This window comes from Sorangium sp. So ce836, from assembly GCF_028553905.1.
Classification (GTDB): Bacteria; Myxococcota_A; Polyangia; order Polyangiales; family Polyangiaceae; genus Sorangium; species Sorangium cellulosum_D.
Genome location: NZ_CP102233.1, coordinates 5,575,182 through 5,593,103, shown reverse-complemented (window position 1 = coordinate 5,593,103; position 17,922 = coordinate 5,575,182). Strand labels below are relative to the sequence as shown.

Sequence of the window (17,922 nt, the reverse complement as noted above, 5' to 3'; positions counted from 1 at the left end):
TGCCTCGCCCGCCCGCTACGCGCCCGCCGTCACCGGAACACCCACTCGGCCATCGCTTCCCCGCCGATGCCGAGGCGGATGAGCGGCGAGGTGACCGCATATTTTGCGGCGAAGCGCGCCATATCGAGCCCGGTCGCGACGTCCCGCATCGTGAACTTCCCGTCCTCCGGCCCCATGCGGTAGCCCTTGGGCCAGGCGATCTCGACCCGCTGCCCGAGCACCACGCTCAGCTTGAGCAGCATCAGCTCCAGGTCGATGTGCGTCGCGCCCACGAAGACGTCCGTCTTGTTCGCGGCCACCGTGAGATCCGCCAGCGCGCCGGCCAGCGTCAGCCCGCCCTTGGCGCCCACCAGCGTCATCTCGGCGACCGCCCCCGCCATGGTCGTCTCCGTGATCGACCCCGCCGTGGTCTCCGACGTGATCGCCCCGCTCACCCGCGTCGTCTCGCTCGTGCTCGCCGCGTCCGTCAGCGACGAGATGCGGTCCGCCCAGGTCTCCTCCTCGATCGATGGGATCCGGTACGCCGAGGAGCCGGTGTACGACTCGATCCGCTTCGCCCAGGTCTTCTCGATGATGTGCGGGTTGCCCCGCGGCCGCCCGTTCTCGTCCTTCTCGACCGGGCTCTCCTGCCCGACGGTGCTGTGGTGGTGCTCCCCCCACTTGTGCTCGTAGACATCGCCGCCGAAGTTCTCGGTCACCACCGCGCCGTCGGTGGAGCTCTGCTGGTGCCAGACCCCGCTGTACGGGTCCTGCGCCCACTCCACCCGGTGGAACGCGGCCCAGGTATAGGCGTAGTCCTGGATGTGCTGCCCCGAGACGTCGAGCCCCGCGGCCTTGCTCGGGTCGTCCTGCCGCCCCATCACCATCAGCTTGTAGTTGCCCCGGATCACCTCCACCTTGTCCCCGTAGGTGGTGGTGATCCGGTTCCCGTCCGAGTGATCGCGCCATCCCCCGCGGCTGTGCAGGTACGAGCTCTCGTTGATGCGCGCGTCCTCGGAGAGCTGGTGCGGTGACGGGCACCCCTCCCGCAGCCGCTGGTCGTCCACGAACGTCGGCCGCATCTGCCGCCCGCTCACCAGCTCCCGGTGCTGCTGCTCCTGCAGCGCGAGCACGTCGGCGCCGCCGCCCGCGCCCCCGCTCCCCGCAGCGCCCGAGGCGTCCGACGACCACGCGCCGATGCTGACCTGCCTCGGATGGGCCGTGGTGTAGTTGCTGGTCGAGCCGTCGCTCGCGTCATAGTTGTCGAGCAGCGGGCTGCCCGGCGGCGCCCCGCGGCCGCCCGCGGGCCCGGCCAGGTTCACCACGGCCGCGAGGCTGCCCCCCGGATCGTTCCACCAGGTCGTGCTGGCCGCGCCGATCCTCAGGTAGGACGTCATCATGCGCCCGGGGTTGATCGGGTCCTCGGCGAAGTCGGGGACCGAGATCAGCAGGTATTTCCCCCTGGAGGTGACGTCGTCCTCGCCGCCCGCCTTGCTGTTGCCCATGCGCCCTCCTGTGCGCCGCGCAGCGTAAGCCGGCGCTGCGCCGAGCGTCCAGCGGAGAGAGCGCCTCCCTTGACGCCGTGGCGGCGCTCCGCTGTCGTCGATACACCATGACCACCGAGCGGTATCGCCACGTCGACGCGCGGATCGAGTCCCCGAGGTTCGACTGCGAGGGGATCCAGGTGTACTCCCTGCGCGGCCGGGAGGTCATCTCCCGGCCGTTCTCCTTCGACCTCCGCGTGGCCTGCCTCGACCCGGAGGGCCTCGACGCCGACCAGGTGGTGGGCGCGCCGGTCTCGATCGTCTTCGAGCGCGACGGCGCGGAGATCCGCCGCGTGCACGGGCTCGTCTGGGAGATGGACGAGTGCCTCGACGCCTCGCACGAGGCCCCCTTGTACGACCTCAAGGTGGTGCCCCGCCTCGAGTGGCTCTCGCTGGTGGAGACCCAGGAGGTCTTCCTGGAGATGAGCGTGCCCGAGATCATCGAGCAGAAGCTCCGCCTGGTGGGCCTCTCCGACCACGACTTCGACCTGCGCCTCGCCGAGCGCTACGCCGCGCGGGAGCTGGTCGCTCAGTACCGCGAGAGCGATCTCGCCTTCATCTCCCGCCTGGCCGAGCACCTCGGCGTGAGCTTCTTCTTCGAGCACGACAGCGGCGTCGATCGCATCGTCTTCAGCGATCACCAGCAGGCGTTCCCCGCCCTCGAGCCCGCGCTGCTCCGCCCCCGGGGCGAGCACGCCGACGTCTACCGCCTCGACCTGAAGACCCGGACCATCCCCTCCCTCTACGTCGTGCAGGACTACAACTACCGCACCCCCAACGTGGACCTCCGGTCGCTCCACGAGCTGCCCCGGGGCGCGGCCGGCGGGGTGGTCGAGTACGGCGGCCATTTCAAGACACCCGAGGAGGGCGCGCTGCTCGCCCGGATCCGCGCCGAGGAGCGCCAAGTGGAGCGCAAGGTCTACACCGGCGTGAGCGATCTCCCCGGGTTCACCGCGGGCCGCCGGGTGCCTCTCGAGGGCCCGCGCCCGATGGATCTCCTGCTCGTCGAGGTGGAGCACGAGGGTAAGTGGTCGGTGCTCACCCACGGCGGCAGCACCGGCGAGCACTATTACCGGAACACCTTCCGCGCCATCCCGGCCGAGCACACCTACCGCCCCCCGCGCCTGACCCCCCGCCCCCGCATCCACGGCCTGCTCAACGCCGTCGTGGAGCACGGCATCGAGCACGGCGTGCAGCGCACCTCCCAGCTCGACGAATGGGGCCGCTACACCGTGCGCTTCCTCTTCGACACCGCCGATCACGCCCAGAAGCAATCGCGCTGGGTCCGGATGCTGCAACCCCACGCGGGCACGAGCTACGGGATGCGCTTCCCGCTCAAGCCCGGGACCGAGGTCCTCGTGGGCTTCGTGGACGGCGATCCCGACCGCCCCGTCATCGTCGGCGCCGCCTACCGCCCCGACACCCCCTCGCCGGTGACCTCGGCGAACGCGATGATCAACAAGCTGAAGTCCGAGTCCGGCATCCTCATCGAGCTGCGCGACGCCTGACCGCGCGCCGCGCCCGCCCCGCCCTCGAGCGACATCACCGCCGCTGCGGCGCGCTCGCTGCGTGCTCTTTGCTCATCTGCCGGATGCAGTGCTGGAGCGCCGCCCGCAGGTTTCCCAAGGTGGTAGTTCCGGTCAGATCGAGCCCGAGCGCCACGACGGTCTGCGCGACGTTCGACCGGATGCCCGTGATGATGCCCTCCGCGCCCAGGAGCCGGATGGCGCCGACGAGCTGGATCAGGTAGCTCGCGGTCTTCGTGTCCACCATCTCGACGCCGGTGAGGTCGAGGATCGCGTAACGCGCGCCGGTGCGCGTGATCGCCTCGAGCAGGGAGTCCATCACGTCTGCGGTCCTCGCGCTGTCCAGAATGCCAATCATGGGCAAGGTCAGCACGCCGTCCCAGACCTGGATGATGGGCGTCGACAGCTCGCGGATGACCTGCTGCTGGCGCTCGATGAGCTCCAGCCTGCTCCGGAGCTCCTGCTCCGTGTTCTTCGCGTCGGTGACGTCGAGCGTCACGCCGAGGACCCCGTGGATCTCGCCGCGCTCATCGCGGACCGGGATCTGCCAGTTCTCCCACGACACCCCGTACGTCGAGAGCGTCGAATGGCCGGCCTCGCCCGCGAGCGCCCGCCGCAGCATGGCATTCTGTGGATGATCCTGAAAGAGCTCGAACACGCTCTTGCCGACGAACTGCCCCTGATCCAGCCCCGCGGACGTGGCCGCCTTGCCCTCGTGGAACGTGAACACCCCGTCGCGATCGACGGCCCAGACGACGATCGGCAGGGTCTGCGTGACCGTGTGCAGGATCTGCTCCTTCGCCTTGAGAGCGCGGAGCTCCTCGGCCCGCTCCGTCACGCATTGCCCGAAGATCCCAACGCCGCTCACCTCCCCCCGCTCGTCGAGGAGGCGCTCGTGGCTCCACTCGAAGATCGCCGTGTCCCCGCCCTTTCGGGCGTGGGTCCACACCCGGGGCGCGGCGTCGTCCTCTCCGAGGAGCCGCCGCCAGGCGCTGGGGTCGCCGCGCACGGGCAGCAGCTCATCCACACGCCGGCCGAGCGCCTCCTCCCGCGTGTAGCCGAGCAATCGCTCAGCCGCCTGATTCCAGTCCTCGATCGTGAGATCGCGGCCGTACTCGGCGATAGCAAGCGGCGCCCGCTCGAGAAGTCGCGCGCGCTTGCTCGCGAGCTTCACGACCTCGACTTCTTCCTGCGATCCGACAGAGGCCTGCATACATGGAATTTTAACTCGAACGTTCATCACCCGTCGAGAGGGTTCGTCCACGCGCCGAACCGATGCGCCGAGCGCCCTACGCCATCACGGGCCCGCGACGAAGCTGTCCTGGTAGCCCGGGTCCTCCACGTCGAGCGCGGCCGGGGTGGCCGCGAGCGGGCGGGCCGTGTCGAGCATGACCGCGAGCTCGTTCGTCTCGCGGCTCCCGAGGCTCGCCTCGTACGCGCCCGGGTGCGGCCCGTGCGGGACGCCGGCCGGGTGGTGCGAGATGCTGCCCGGGCCGACGCCGCGGCGCGAGGTGAAGTCGCCGCGGCAGTAGAACAGGATCTCGTCGCAGTCGACGGACGCGTGGGGATAGGGGCAAGGGATCGCCTCCGGGTGGAAGTCGAGGGGGCGCGGCACGAAGCTGCAGATCAGGGCGCCCCGGGCCGCGAACGTCCCGTGCCAGTCCGGCGGCAGGTGCACGAGCCCGACGCGCGCCTGGAAGCTCCGGATCGGGAACGCGAACGGGTACACCGCCCCGTCCCAGCCGACGACGTCGAGCGGCGTGCGCTCGCAGGCGAAGCCGTGGAACGCGCCGCCGCGCTTCACGACCAGGGACCGGATGCCCTCGTCGAGGGGGCCGACGAACGTGGGCCGCCGGAAGTCGCGGTGGGAGTAGGGCGCGTCCATCCGCAGCTGGCCGACCTCGTTGCGCCACCTGCGCGGGAGGTGGATATCCGCGGCCTCGATCGCGAGCCACCACTGGGGCGCGGCGTCGGGGAGGAAGCGGTAGAAGAGCCCTTTCGGGATGACGACGTAGTCGTCCTGCTCGAAGCGGAGATCGCCGAGCATCGTGCGCAGGAGCCCGCTCCCGCGGAGGATGAAGAACAGCTCGTCGGCGTCCGCGTTCGCGAAGTACACCGGATCGTCGGCGTCCGGCTGGGCGAGCCCGATCACCACGTCGTCGTTGAAGAGCAGCGGCACGCGGCAGTCGATCGCGGGCCCGCCCCGCCGCGGCAGCTCTCGCGTCCTGTAATGCCGCTTCGCGAGCGGGCGCGCCGGCGCGGCGACCGGCGGCGCGAAGCCGTGCTCGGCGCGCGCGAGCCGGTGCTCGTGCGGCCGGCGCTCGTGGTAGGCGATCGTGTAGGGGCCGTCGAAGCCCGCCCGCGTCAGGCACTCCTCGTAGCGGAGCTCCCCCGCCTCGCTCCGGAGGGCGATGTGGTGCTTGCGGGGGACCGTCCCGGCGGCGATGCGGTCGAGCATCAGCCGCTCCCCTGCGTTTTCTGTTGCCGCTCGATGCTCTCGAACAGCGCCCGGAAGTTGCCGGCGCCGAAGCCGCGGTCCCCCTTGCGCTGGATGAGCTCGAAGAAGAACGGCCCCGCGTCGGGGTCGCGGTGCGTGCCCGACGACTCCTTGAGGAAGATCTGGAGGAGATAGGATCTCGCGCCGTCGCCGTCGACGAGCACCTCGAGCTCCCGCAGCGCCGCCACGTCCTCGTCGATCTGCCCGACACCGAGCCGCTGCAGGCGCTCGGGCATGAGGTCGTAGTAGGCGGCCGGGGTCGGCATGAACTCCACCCCTCGGGCGCGCATCCCGCGCACGGCCGTGAGGAGGTCGTCCACGTCGAGCGCCGCGTGCTGCACCCCGTCGCCGCGGTGCTCCTCGTTGAAGACGTTGATCTGCGAGCTCTTGAAGTAGGGCCGGTAAGGCTCGTTGTTCGCGAACTTCACGCCCGAGCCCGGGTCCCACATCACGGCGGAGCGCAGGCCCGAGCCGTGGCCCGCGTCCTTCCCGACGTCGTTCGTGTGAAACTCGATCTTCCAGAACGGCTCGAGCCCGAGCACGTGCTCCATCCAGAGCAGGGCGGGCGCCATCGTCTGGAAGTTCGACGTGATGTGATCGAACCTGGTGATCCCGAAGCGGTTCTCGCCGCCGCGCGGCGCCTCGTAGGCCACGCAGCCGGGGAACAGCGCCCGGTAGCCGCGCCGTTCCACGAAGCGGAAGGTGGTGTCGCCGAACGGGGTCGTGATCGAGAACGACGCGAACACGCCGCCCTCGCCCGTCGCCCGGTGGATCTCGTCGATCGGCGTGCCCCCGCGGCGGTCGAGCAGCCGGAAGGCGCGGTCGATATCCTCCACCTCGAAGATGATCGTGCCCACCCCGTCGGGGTGCTTGCGCAGGTAGCGCCACGCCCGCCCGCCCTCGCCGATCGGCTGCGAGCAGACGATGACGCACGCGCCGGCCTGGAAGACGACCGACTGCTGCGCCGTCGCGGCGGTCAGCTCCGGCGAGCTCGCGGCGATCTCCTGGAAGTCGAGCTTCTCCGTGTAGAACCTGCGGCTCCGCTCCAGGTCGCGCACGTAGTAGTGCAGGGCCTCCACCCGCTTGATGCCGATCGACTCCACCTTGGCGCTCATCCGGCCACCACCCGCTGCGCGATGCGCCCGAACAGGCTCTCTCCCGAGCGATTCAGCATCTCGATCATGATCGTGTCTCCTGGCTTCATGAAAGGCGTCCTCGCCGCCCCGTGCGCGAGGACCTCGAGCATGCGCTTCTCGGCCAGGCACGAGACGCCGCGCGCCGGGTCCCGGTTCGAGACGGTGCCGCTGCCGAGGAGGGTCCCGGCCGTGAAGCTGCGGGTCCTGGCGATGTGCTCGATGAGGTCGAAGAACGAGAAGTGCATCTCCGGGCCGGCCTCGGGGTCGCCGACGAGCGCGCCGTTGTACGTGGAGCGGAGCCGCAGGTGGACGCGCCCGTCGCGGAGCGCGTCGCCGAGCTCGTCCGGCGTGATCGCGAACGGCGAGAACGCCGTCGCCGGCTTGGAGCAGAAGAACCCGAAGCCCTTGGCGAGCTCGGCGGGCACGAGGTTGCGCAGCGTCACGTCGTTGGCCAGGAGGAACAGGCGGATGTGCCGGTGGGCCTCGTCGCGGCGCGCGCCCTGCGGGGTGTCGCCGAGGACGGCGCAGACCTCGGCCTCGAAATCGAGGCCCCAGGCCTGGTCGCGCAGGACGATATCGTCGGTCGGCCCGAGCAGCACGCCGGAGCCGCCCTGGTACACGAGCGGATCGGTCGTGAGCGTCTCGGGGGGCTCGGCGCCGCGCGCCCTGCGCACGAGCTCGATGTGGTGGATGTACGCCGACCCGTCGATCCACTCGTACGCGCGGGGCAGCGGCGCGGCGAGCTCTTCCACGGCGAGCGGGGCCACGGCCGCGCCGCCGCGCTCGATGTCGTCGGCGATGCGGCGCAGCGCCGGCTCGGCGCGCTCCCAGTCGTCGAGCGCGGCCTGGAGCGTGGGAAAGGCGGCGCCGGCCGGCGCGTAGGCGAGGCCGTCGCGGCGGACGACGATGAGCGTGCCGTCGCGGCCGGGGCCGCGGAGAGAGGCGAGCTTCATGCGCGTGCGAGCTCCTCGGAGGTGACTGCGATGACTTCGTATCCGATCCTGCCGGCTCGCGGCATAGGCAACCTCGCCTATGCCCGCCGCGCTCGCGCATCACTTCTGCAGCTGGACGCCGAGGAACAGGGCATTCCCCTTCACCCCGGACAGATCGCTCCTTTGGTAGCCGAGCGCCACGCGGGCAGCGTGCCCTTCGATGATGTAGCCCATCTGGGCATCGATGAGCAGGTAGGGGTCGGCGTTCTTCGGCTTCGCTTGTTGCAATCGGACCAGCGGCTGCAGCTTCCCGACGCCGACGTCGCTCGGCGTGAGGTAGCTCGCGAGCCCGAAATAGGAATAGTCGAACCTCTCGAAGTCGCCAAAGTACTTGTAGAACGCGCCCTCGAGCGTGATCGTGCCCGCCCCAGTGAGGTTCTTTTCGAACAGGAGGTCGGCGTTGATCTCGGCATAGGTGTCCGTGCGCGGGGTGCCTGGGGGCGCGCCCGCCGCGGGGGGCGGCAGCGCTTCGACGGAGCCTTCCCGCTGCACCTCGCCCGCCACGCCGAGCGCGAGGATGCTCTTCTCTCCGAGGTACGTAGCCTTCTGGTAATAGGCTGGCTCCGGGTCGAGCAAGCTCAGGTTGAGCCTCGCCGTGTAGAGCGGGCTCACCGAGGAGTCGTGCAGGTTGAAGGCACCCACGTAATACTTGAAGAGGCCGCCCGCGATCTTGCCCCAGGCGGTGACCCCATCGTTGCGTCCGAAAGGCCCCTGCCTCGGCCCGATCGGCGGCGCATAGGGCTCGAAGAATCCGGGATAGTTCCACGGCCCCATCGACCACGGCCCGGAGAAGGCGGAGCGGTCCGAAGGCACGATCATCCGGCCGATCCAGACGTTCAGCAGATCGTGAAACGTGAACTTGGCGATGGCGTCACGGATGGTCGCGCTGCCCGCGATGTTGCCCCCGTTCGGGGTCGGCCCGAACTGGGCGACGAGCGCGCCCTGCAGCCCGATGAACCGGTTGATCTCCCCCGAGACCATCAGATCCAGCTCTCCGTCCCCGAGCAGCCGGTCCATCTTCTCGCGCGCGCCGGGGTTCTGTAAGCGGCCTCCGACGCGGGCCCAGGCCGCGACGCTGATCGGCTTCTTCCAGGGCTCCTCCGCCGGCGGCGCCGGCGCGGCCGGGCCGGGCCCGGCGGCGCCCTGCGGCGCCGGCGCGCCGGCGTGGGCTTCGGCGGACGGCGCTCGCGCCGCGCTCGCGTCTGCAGGAGGGCTCGCGGGCTCGGCCGCAGGGGCCGCGATCGGCGGGTCTTCGCCCGTGGGCGCCGGCGGCGCTCCGGGCTCGGGCTGTGCCCCTGCCGAGCGATGGAAGGAAGTGATGCCGAGGATGACGGCCAAGGTGCCTGCGCCGACATTGCCCCGGCGTCTCGACGATCTCGTCTGTGTGCTCATGCGTTCTCCGTGGTGTGGTCTCGGCCGCGATCGCGCCCCTAGCCGATCTCGTGAACCGTGAGCCGCACCCGGTCGGCCAGCCGCTCGCCCACGGCCAGGGCCAGCACGGCGTTCAGCCGCAGGAGCCCCGGCGCCGAGGTGCGCATGCGGATGGAGGTGCGGAAATAGGTGAGCCCGGGGTCCACGGCCTCGCCGCGCCCGAGCGCCGCCAGCACTTCCGGGGGCCTGGCGCGGACGCCTTCGGAGAGGATCTCCACCGTTCCGTGGCCGGCGATGTCGAGGATGTAGTGGGCGGAGATGTCCGTACGCCCGTCATCCCAGACCGTCTGCCAGTCGCCGCCGCCCGGCAGCACCCGCCCTTCGAGGCCGCCGGCCACCGTACCGCCGACGATGGGAATGAAGCGCCGGCCGGGCGGGCCCGGATCGACGGTGACCGGCGCGTCCACCGCGACCTCGAGCGTCATCAGGGGAACGAGGGGCGGGCTCACGCGCGGGGCTCCGAGGCGCGCTTCAGGCCGGTCAGCACCTTGTAGCGGGCGGCGATCGCCTCCAGCTCGCCGGGGGCGAAGACGTCCTCGATGCGGTCGAACCCGTCGGGCGCGCGGTCCTGGGCGATCTGCATGCACTGCTCCGGACCGTTGCCGCGGTTGGCCGCGACGATGGCGGCGGTGGCCGGCAGGCGCTCGGCCTCGTAGGCGGCCAGCGCCTCCACCGGATCGGCGTGGGCGGCGAGCGCGCGGACCAGGGCGCGGGCGTCCAGGATGGCCTGGCTCGCCCCGTTGGAGCCGATCGGATACATGGGATGGGCCGCGTCGCCCAGCAGCGTCATGCGCCCATGGCTCCAGCGCGGCAGCGGGTCGCGGTCGACCAGCGGGAACTCGTAGATCGCCTCGGCGCCCCGGATCAGGCCGGGCACATCCAGCCAGTCGAAGCGCCAGGCCTCGAACCTGGGCAGGAAGTCGGCGGGATCGCCCCGCCGGTTCCAGTCCTCCCGCCGCAGGCTCTCGGCGACGGCGAGCTCGGCGATCCAGTTGATCCGCTGGCGGCCGTCCGGCCCCGGCGGAGAGATGGGATAGGCGACGAACTTCTGGTCCTGATGCCCGGCCATGATCATGCTGGCGCCGGTGAGGAACGGCGCCGCCAGCGTGGTCGCCCGCCACAGGATGCGGCCGCCGTAGACCGGCGGCCCCTCGTCCGGATAGAGGCGGGCGCGCGCCGCCGAATGGATGCCGTCGGCGCAGATCAGGAGATCGCCGGCAACCTCCCAGGCCGCGCCCTCGCGGTCGACGAAGCGCGCCACGATGCGGCCTGCGGCCTCTTCGTGGTCCACGAGGCGCCGGTCGCAGATCACCCGGCCCGGGCCGAGCCGCTCGACGGCGGCGTCGAACAGCACGCCCTGCAGCGCGCCGCGGTGCAGGGAGATCTGCGGCGCGGCGTGGCCGGCGAAGCGGCCGCGCGGCTCGCCCCAGATGCGCTGGCCGAAGCGGTTGAAATAGACAAGCTCGCGGGTCGCCACCCCCTGGGCCAAGAGGGGCTCGACCAGGCCCAGCTCGTTCAGCACCTCGCCGGCGTGGGGCAGGAGGTTGATGCCGACCCCGAGCGGCAGGAGGGTGGGCGCGGCCTCGAACACCGTCACCTCATGGCCCGAGGCGTGGAGCGAAAGAGCCGCGGCCAGGCCGCCGATCCCGGCGCCCACGACGATCACCTGCATGAAATCCTCCGCAGACATGCGGCGTGACGCCGCCTCTTGTTATAGACCATAACAATCGATCCGACCCGAGCAGCCCGGCGCGCGGGCGCGGATCGCCGTCGCCATTTCCTCAATCAACGGCAGCTGGACGCCGCCGGCCGCCGCTGCGCGGCTGTCGGGCATCACAGGGATGGTCGAAGGTGGACGCAGCCTAAGAGGTGCGGTTATTGAAGGGAACTGTCATGCTGGAGTCCTTGCGGACCTGCTGTTCTCCCTACGCTCGTGGAGAGGCAGGCGACTGCAACGAGCGTACCCGAGCCCGCTGGACCGAGGCATAGGCATACTCGCCTATGCCTCGACGCGGGACGAATGGCTGGACCGCTGGGGGCGCGTCGGCGGGCTCCGCGGCACCTCGAGACGTCCTGACCGACCACGCACGCACGCGACGCTCGGACAGGTCGGACTCGCCGAGTGAGCGGCCCAGGGAGACGAACCGCCGAGGTACGGCGGCGCCGTTCAACGCGCGTTGATGGAAAATACCGGGAAGAAGCCGACGTCGCCCTCGGAGAACCGCCGGGCGAGCTCGGGGATCTCGTCGAAGCCATAGATTCGCTCGTCGACCTCGGGCATCCAGCCCTCGGCCTCGGCGTACGCGACCGCGTCCACGCCCTGAGGGTAACGCGCGTAGTGCGTGTTGACGTGCTGGTGCCGCGCGATGCACTCCGACGCGCGAAGCATGGAGAGGACCATCCCCTCCTTCCAGCCAGCGCTGGTGATCACCCCCTGGCGCCCGAGCGCCTTCAGCGTCGCACGGAAGACCGGCGTGCCGATGTAGTCGACGAAGATCTGCACCTTCATCCCGGCCGTGCGCCGCTCCACCTCCTCCAGGAACCTGCCCTCGGCCTCGAGGTACGACCGGCGGTAGCCCGCGTCGATCACGAAGCGGCGCTCATCGTAGCCGAGCTCCCCAAACTGCCGGCGATCGAGGGCTGTCACGCCCGTCTTCCGGATGAGCTCGAGGCGCCTGTCGTTGCCGGAGAGCATCACGGTGGTGCACCCGTGCCGCCGCGCGAGATCCAGCTCCGCGAGCGTCGTGCCCCCGCCCCACCCCCAGACATGCGGCGACGGGAGCTCTTCGCGCGGGACCTGGAGACGGAACGAGCCGTGGGCCTGCAGCCAGTTCGACCACGCCGTCACGTAGCGCCCCGAGAACGCCGCCCACTGAGGCAGCGAATGACGGGTGTCGTCCGGGATGCGGATGATCTCGTGCGGCCGCAGGATCATCTTCGTCGCGAGGCAGCCCATGGTGCCCGGCGCGTCGTACGCCATCGCCTTCTCGGGGTAGCCCCACGCGTCGACCACCGAGGCGCAGAAAATGATGCCGACATCACCAGGCTTGAGCCCCTCGACGCCCGAGCCGACCTCGAGGACGCGGACCACGCCGGTGTTTCCGATGATCACCCGGGGCTCGCCGCGCTGCTTGCAGATGTCGACCGGCTTGCGAGAGAGCGCGTGGTTCATGTTGCCCTCCCAGCACCCGAACAGCGGCTCTGCCAGGACCTCGGCGCTGGAGATGTCGCGGAGCTCGAAATCCTCCTGGACCAGCTCCGCGAGCTCTCCGATGTCTGTCCCCGTACCCGGATAAAGGAACCAAGCTTTCACGCTGTGCGGCAAAGAAACCTCCGTCGGACCTCCTTCGAACTCCGTCGAAAAGAGGGGCCGCGCTCTGAATGGACACGAACTGCCAATACCTCTCCTGCGCGATGCGCCCCAGCCCGCGCCCGCTACGGCAGGACGCCGAGCTCACGCTCGAGATAACGGGCCATCGCGGCGACGGTCGGGTGATCCATCGCCATCGTCACCGGCAGCGTCATGCCGAACGCCTGGCTGATCCCCTGCACCACCTCGATCGCGAGCATCGAGTCCATCCCGAGCTCATCCAGGCGCTGATTGGGGTTCAGGGACAAGCGTTGATCGAGCCCCATGATGCCCTGCACGACGGCGGTGACCTCGCGAATCAACACGCCCAGGCGCTCGTCCGGAGAGCTCCGGAGGATACGCCGCGCGAGGTCGTCCTGGCCGCGCGGGCCCTCGTCCTCCGACAGCTCCGCAGGGGCGGCGATGCCGGCGAAGAGGACGGGCAGGGCCGCTCCGGCGGCGCGCTTCGAGAGCCGCACGGGATCCAGGTCCATCGCGACGATGTGGGCGCGATTCCATCGCAGCATGTGCTCGAAGAGGGTGAGGGCCTCGTCGGGCGCGAGGCCCGAGAGACCCCAGCGCCTGCCGAGCGCGTCGAGGACGTCGTGCGCCATGCCGGCTCCCGCGAACGGCCCCCAGGCGATGCTGAGCGCCGGGGCGCCCTGCGCGCGAAGGTGAGCCGCAAACGCGTCCTGAAAGGCATTCGCGGCGGCATAGGCGGCCTGCCCGGGGTTGCCGAGCAAGGCCGACACCGACGAGAAGAAGACGAAGAAGTCGAGATCGCGGCCGCGCGCCTCCGCCCAGAGGTTCTCGCTGCCCCGCACCTTGGGCGCGAGGACGCGGTCGAACGACGCCGCGTCGGTGGTGGTCAGGGCGGCGTCCTCGATCACGCCGGCCGCGTGGACGATGCCGGCGAGCGGCGGCATCGCATCGATGCGCCGGAACAGGGCGGCCACGTCGTCCGGCTGCGCGACGTCCGCCTGCACCACGTGGACGCGCGCGCCTTTTGCGCGCAGCCCCGCGAGCGCAGCCTGCGCCTCGGGGCCCGGCGAACGCCGGCCCACGAGAACGACGTGGCGGGCGCCCCGGCGCACCATCCACTCCGCCCAGACGAGCCCGAGCGCGCCCAGGCCGCCGGTGATCAGGTAGGTCGCTCCGGTGCGCAGCGCGATGGGCTCGCCCGCGCCAGCGAGGCCCGGGCAACGGGCCACGCGCGGCAGGTAGCGGGCCCCGCCGCGGAAGGCGATCTCCGGCTCGACGTCTGCCCCGAGCAGGTGCTCGGCGAGCATGGATTCCTCCGCAGGCGGCCTCGCCGGATCGAGGTCGATGAGCCCACCCGAGAGGTCCGGGTGCTCGGCGGCGAGCACACGACCGAGCCCCCAGAGCGGGGCCCCTGCGAAGCCGCGCGCGTCTTCCACATCGGTCGGGGATCGGCCTTCGCCGTCCCCTTCCACCTGGGTCGGGGATCGGCCTTCGCCGTCCCCTTCCACATCGGTCGGGGATCGGCCTTCGCCGTCCCCTTCCACATCGGTCGGGGATCGGCCTTCGCCGTCCCCTTCATGCACCCGCACCGCCTGCGCGCCCCGGGTCGCGAGCCACAACCGCGGCGGCGCGCCCGTCCCGGCGCGGCCCTTTCGGTCTGCGAGAGCGCGCGCGAGCCGCAGCACGCTGTCGCAAAGGCGCAGATCGGCGTGGTCACCGGACGCGCGCTGCCCGCCCCGGGGCGCCTCGTCCGCCGCTCGAAGATCGACGATGCCGGCGACCGGCACGCCAGAAGGCCCACCATCCGCTTCGAGCAGGCGAAGAGCCTCGGCGAGAGGCGCGTCGCGATCACCGCCGGCCTCGGCTCGCACGAGGATCGGCGCTCCGCCCTGCTGCTCGAGACGCGCCGCGAGGCCCTGCCCGAGCTCGGAGCCGCCCGCGAGGAGGATCCAGCGAGCAGGAGCCCGCTCGGATCGGTCCGGCGCCTGCGGCTTCGGGCGCCACGAGAGCTCGTACAGGAGCTCGGCGTGGCGCGCCGTGAGCTTCCCCAGGAGGTCCGATCGCGAGCGCCAGCCGATCGCGAGCCCCACCGCATCGGCGACGGCTCGGCCACCGCTGTCGCGCAGCGTCCATGCGACGGTGACCGGATCACCCGGGGCGCCCGGGACCGCACGCGCAGCGCAGGTCCATGGGCCCTCCCCTCGGCGCGCTCCCGCGTAACGAAGCCGGGAGAGCGAAAGAGGCACGGGCAGCGCGCCCTCGGGGGCCGGATGCGCCAGCGCCGCCGCGAGGGCGACCTCCAGGGCGGCGTGCAGGAGAGCGACGGAGAGCGGGACGGCCACGCCATCCTTGCCGTCAGGGATCGCGATCTCCGCGCTCACGCCGTCAGGTCCCAGGGCGGCGCGCTCCACCCAGCGGGCTGCCCCGAGGGGTCGATGGCCGCTCGCTTCAAGGCGGGCATAGAAGCCATCTCGGTCCACGACCGCTGCGGCGCCCCCGCCGATCGCCTCGGGCCTCACGGCCGCCGGAGCCGATCCCGCCTCGACGTCGCGGAGCCTCCCCGTCGCGTGCGTCGTCCAGCGGGCGCAGTCGGGCGGGCTGTCGGCCGGGATGCTGGCGATCGACACGGAGAAGAGCGCCCCGGTCGGCTCCGGTACGAGGGTGAGATGGCTGATGCGCTCATCGTCACGCCGGCGCAGGAGCATCGGCTCCGGGAACGCGAGGTCCTCGAGCAGGGCCTCCTCGCTCCCGAGCGCCTGCGTCGACGCAGCCAGGAGCCGCCCGACGTGGATCGCCGCGGGGACGAGCATGGGCTCCTCGGGCAGCGGATGCATCGACCTGGGGCGGGACTCCGCGGCTTCCTTCGACCCGGGGCGCGACTCCATCCTCAGCAAGGGCGTCGAGGAAGCAGCCACGCGGGCCTCGAACTGGAGCGCGGACATCGGCGAGGCGACGCGCTCGCCGAGGAGCGGATCCCCCGCTTCCGCGGCCGCTCGCGGCAGGAGCCGCCGCGCATCTCCCCCGGAGGGCCGGCGCACCGGCAGCCACAAGGACTCGCGCTGGAACGGGTACGTGGGCAGGCTGATGCGCCGGCCAGGGCGGCGCTCGTGGAGCTTCGCCCAGTCCACCTGGACGCCCCGCACGCTGAGCGCCGCGAGACCGTGGAGCAACGGCACCACCTCGTCCCCAGGGGCCGCAATCGAGGGGATCCAGACCGCGGGGGCGGCCGGAGGCAGGCCGCTGGCCGGACCGAGCGCCACGAAGATCCCGCAGCCCTCGGCGCGAAGCGCCTGCACGCCGACCTCGAGGTCCGCGAGGCCGCGCTGGGTGCGAGCCCAGGTGGCGCGATCCGACACCTCGTCGGGCCTCATCAGCCGGCCGATCGAGCATGACACGATCCCGATGCGCGCCGGCGGGCGCGCGTCGATCGGCGGCTCGCGGCCAGCCGCGAGCGCGGCGGCCTGTTCGAGCGACAGCGCTCCGGCCACGACCGCCGCCGTGAGCTCGCCGACGCCGCACCCCATCACGAGGTCCGGCTCGACGCCAAAGGCGCGCCACAGCGCGCAGAGGGCCACTTCGAGCGCGAACACCGCAGGGCGCTCGTACCTCCCCGCCGGGAACGCCGACGGGGCGCCCGCAGGAGGGAGCAAGGCGCGGAGCACCGAGCCGTCGAGCAACGGCCGGAAGAGCTTGTCGCAGCGGTCGAGCGCCTCGCGGAAGGCCGGCTCCGTCTCGTAGAGGTGCCGACCGAAGCCGGCCCGGTCACCGGCGCGGCCGGAGAGCACGAACGCCACCTTGGGGCGCGCGGTCGCCTCGCCAGAGAGGACGCCCGCGGGCCGATCCCCCCGGGAGAGAGCCGCCAGGAGCGGCGCGGCCTCCGCCGTCGAGCCGGCGACGATCGCGGCGCGGAACGCGTGCCGCGCCCGGCCGAGGTTCGCCGTGAAGGCGACGTCCGAGAGCGCGATCGAGGCGTCGGCCGAGAGCGCCGCCGCGTAGCGGGCCGCGAGCTCCCCGAGCGCGGCCTTCGTCTTCGCCGACAGCGTGATGACGTGGTGGCCACGGCGCTGGCCCTCGGGCCTCCGCTCGGGCTCGGGCGCCTCGGCCAGGACGACATGCGCGTTCGTGCCGCTGATGCCGAACGAGCTGACCCCCGCGACGCGCTCCGCGCCGCCGCGCGGCCAGGACCGCGCCTCGACCGGGATGACGAGCGGCGTGCCCTCCAGCGAGATGCGCGGGTTGAGCTGCGTCCAGTGCAGGTGGGCGGGGATGACGCCGTGCCGGAGCGCGAGGACCGCCTTGATGACGCCCGCGACGCCCGCGGCGGCCTCGATGTGGCCGATGTTCGTCTTGACGGAGCCGACCGCGCAGACCGATCCGTCCGGGCGCGGGTCTCCGAAGATGTCCTTGAGCACCTCCATCTCGATCGGATCGCCGAGCGGGGTGCCCGTGCCGTGCGCCTCGATGTACCCGACCTCGGAGGGCGAGACGCCGGCGGCCTCGAGCGCCGCGCGGATCACGCCGCGCTGGGCGAGGCTGCTCGGCGCGCTCAGACCCGCGCTGCGGCCGTCGTGGTTGACCGCCGAGCCGCGGATGACGGCCCAGACGCGATCTCCCGCGCGCTGCGCGTCGGACAGGCGTTTGAGGACGAGCACCCCGACCCCCTCGCCGCGCGCGAACCCGCTCGCGCGGACGTCGAAGGTGCGGCAGCGGCCGTCGGGCGAGAGCGCCCGCATCTTCGAGAGCTTCACGAAGCCGTCGGGCGCAAGGATGAGGCTCGCGCCGCCCGCGAGCGCGAGGTCGCACCTGTCGCCCCGCAGGCTCTCGCACGCGAGGTGGATCGCGACGAGCGAGGAGGAGCATGCCGTGTCCACCATCATGCTGGGGCCCTCGAGCCCGAGCGTGTAGGAGACGCGGCCCGCGAGCACGCTCGCGAGATCGCCCGTCAGCGTGTGGGGGTCGACCTGGGCGAGGCTCCCGCCCCGCGTGTGCAAGAGCTCGTAGTCGCGCCAGCTGCCGCCGACGAAGACGCCCGTCCGGCTCCTGCGCAGCCCGTCCGGAGGCTGCCCCGCGTCCTCCAGCGCCTCCCACACGACCTCGAGCAAGAGCCGCTGCTGCGGGTCCATGCGCGCGGCCTCGCGCGGCGAGATCTCGAAGAAGTGGGGGTCGAACCCGTCGACGCGGTCGAGGAACGCGCCGTAGCGCGTGTACATCTTGCCGGGAGCGTCCGGGTCGGGATCGTAGAAGGCATCGACGTCCCAGCGATCGGCCGGGATCTCGCGGACCGCATCGCCCCGCTCCGCGAGGAGGCGCCAGAAGGACGCCGGGTCGCCCGCGCCCCCGGGGAGGCGGCACCCGATGCCCACGATGGCGATCGGCTCCGGCCGAGGTGCGAGCAGCGACGAGAGCACCGCGCGCTCGTCGGGCGAGAGCTCCGCGACGAGCTCGGAGACCGCCTGCATGGCTTCGGTCAATTCTTCTTTCATGCG

At 71.7% G+C, this 17,922-nt stretch carries 11 protein-coding genes; 1 reads left to right on the top strand and 10 read right to left on the bottom strand.

Annotated elements, in window-relative coordinates; all coding sequences use genetic code 11:
- Positions 1–29: 29 nt before the first annotated feature.
- Entirely contained in the window at positions 30–1,484 is a 1,455-nt protein-coding gene (locus tag NQZ70_RS20275) for a hypothetical protein (RefSeq protein WP_129575683.1), read from the bottom strand.
- Positions 1,485–1,591: 107 nt separating this feature from the next.
- Here NQZ70_RS20275 and NQZ70_RS20270 point away from each other — a divergent pair, with 107 nt between their 5' ends.
- Complete coding sequence (locus NQZ70_RS20270) at positions 1,592–3,031, top strand: type VI secretion system Vgr family protein (protein ID WP_129575682.1); 1,440 nt, start codon at positions 1,592–1,594, stop codon at positions 3,029–3,031.
- Between the two features lie 34 nt (positions 3,032–3,065).
- Here the strand turns inward: NQZ70_RS20270 and NQZ70_RS20265 are convergent, their stop codons facing one another.
- From NQZ70_RS20265 to NQZ70_RS20225, 9 genes are all read right to left on the bottom strand, one after another.
- Positions 3,066–4,262, bottom strand: coding sequence for a PAS domain-containing protein (locus NQZ70_RS20265; protein WP_129581458.1), 1,197 nt, complete (start codon positions 4,260–4,262; stop codon positions 3,066–3,068).
- 84 nt (positions 4,263–4,346) lie between these two features.
- Positions 4,347–5,507, bottom strand: coding sequence for a homogentisate 1,2-dioxygenase (locus NQZ70_RS20260; RefSeq protein WP_129575681.1), 1,161 nt, complete (start codon positions 5,505–5,507; stop codon positions 4,347–4,349).
- On the bottom strand, positions 5,507–6,661 hold the full coding sequence (locus NQZ70_RS20255; protein WP_129575680.1) for a 4-hydroxyphenylpyruvate dioxygenase family protein: 1,155 nt from the start codon (positions 6,659–6,661) through the stop codon (positions 5,507–5,509). The genes NQZ70_RS20260 and NQZ70_RS20255 overlap by 1 nt, the downstream gene beginning before the upstream one ends.
- Positions 6,658–7,635, bottom strand: coding sequence for a fumarylacetoacetate hydrolase family protein (locus NQZ70_RS20250; protein WP_129575679.1), 978 nt, complete (start codon positions 7,633–7,635; stop codon positions 6,658–6,660). Before NQZ70_RS20250 ends, NQZ70_RS20255 begins: the two co-directional genes overlap by 4 nt.
- Positions 7,636–7,734: 99 nt before the next feature.
- Positions 7,735–9,066: a hypothetical protein gene (locus NQZ70_RS20245; RefSeq protein ID WP_129575678.1), complete on the bottom strand. Its 1,332-nt coding sequence runs from the start codon at positions 9,064–9,066 to the stop codon at positions 7,735–7,737.
- A 38-nt stretch (positions 9,067–9,104) separates the two neighbouring features.
- Entirely contained in the window at positions 9,105–9,554 is a 450-nt protein-coding gene (locus NQZ70_RS20240; protein WP_129575677.1) for a DUF3237 domain-containing protein, read from the bottom strand.
- Positions 9,551–10,777, bottom strand: coding sequence for a flavin-dependent oxidoreductase (locus NQZ70_RS20235; protein WP_129581457.1), 1,227 nt, complete (start codon positions 10,775–10,777; stop codon positions 9,551–9,553). The genes NQZ70_RS20240 and NQZ70_RS20235 overlap by 4 nt, the downstream gene beginning before the upstream one ends.
- 495 nt (positions 10,778–11,272) lie before the next feature.
- A complete protein-coding gene (locus tag NQZ70_RS20230) occupies positions 11,273–12,418 on the bottom strand; it encodes a zinc-binding dehydrogenase (protein WP_129575676.1) in 1,146 nt (381 codons plus the stop codon).
- A 122-nt stretch (positions 12,419–12,540) separates the two neighbouring features.
- Entirely contained in the window at positions 12,541–17,919 is a 5,379-nt protein-coding gene (locus NQZ70_RS20225) for a type I polyketide synthase (RefSeq protein ID WP_129575675.1), read from the bottom strand.
- Positions 17,920–17,922 lie beyond the last annotated feature (3 nt).

Excerpts from the sequence above, each read along its gene's own strand:
- NQZ70_RS20275 (WP_129575683.1), bottom strand. The coding sequence starts at position 1,484 with ATGGGCAACAGCAAGGCGGGCGGCGAGGACGACGTCACCTCCAGGGGG.
- NQZ70_RS20270 (WP_129575682.1), top strand. The coding sequence starts at position 1,592 with ATGACCACCGAGCGGTATCGCCACGTCGACGCGCGGATCGAGTCCCCG.
- NQZ70_RS20265 (WP_129581458.1), bottom strand. The coding sequence starts at position 4,262 with ATGCAGGCCTCTGTCGGATCGCAGGAAGAAGTCGAGGTCGTGAAGCTC.
- NQZ70_RS20260 (WP_129575681.1), bottom strand. The coding sequence starts at position 5,507 with ATGCTCGACCGCATCGCCGCCGGGACGGTCCCCCGCAAGCACCACATC.
- NQZ70_RS20255 (WP_129575680.1), bottom strand. The coding sequence starts at position 6,661 with ATGAGCGCCAAGGTGGAGTCGATCGGCATCAAGCGGGTGGAGGCCCTG.
- NQZ70_RS20250 (WP_129575679.1), bottom strand. The coding sequence starts at position 7,635 with ATGAAGCTCGCCTCTCTCCGCGGCCCCGGCCGCGACGGCACGCTCATC.
- NQZ70_RS20245 (WP_129575678.1), bottom strand. The coding sequence starts at position 9,066 with ATGAGCACACAGACGAGATCGTCGAGACGCCGGGGCAATGTCGGCGCA.
- NQZ70_RS20235 (WP_129581457.1), bottom strand. The coding sequence starts at position 10,777 with ATGCAGGTGATCGTCGTGGGCGCCGGGATCGGCGGCCTGGCCGCGGCT.
- NQZ70_RS20225 (WP_129575675.1), bottom strand. The coding sequence starts at position 17,919 with ATGAAAGAAGAATTGACCGAAGCCATGCAGGCGGTCTCCGAGCTCGTC.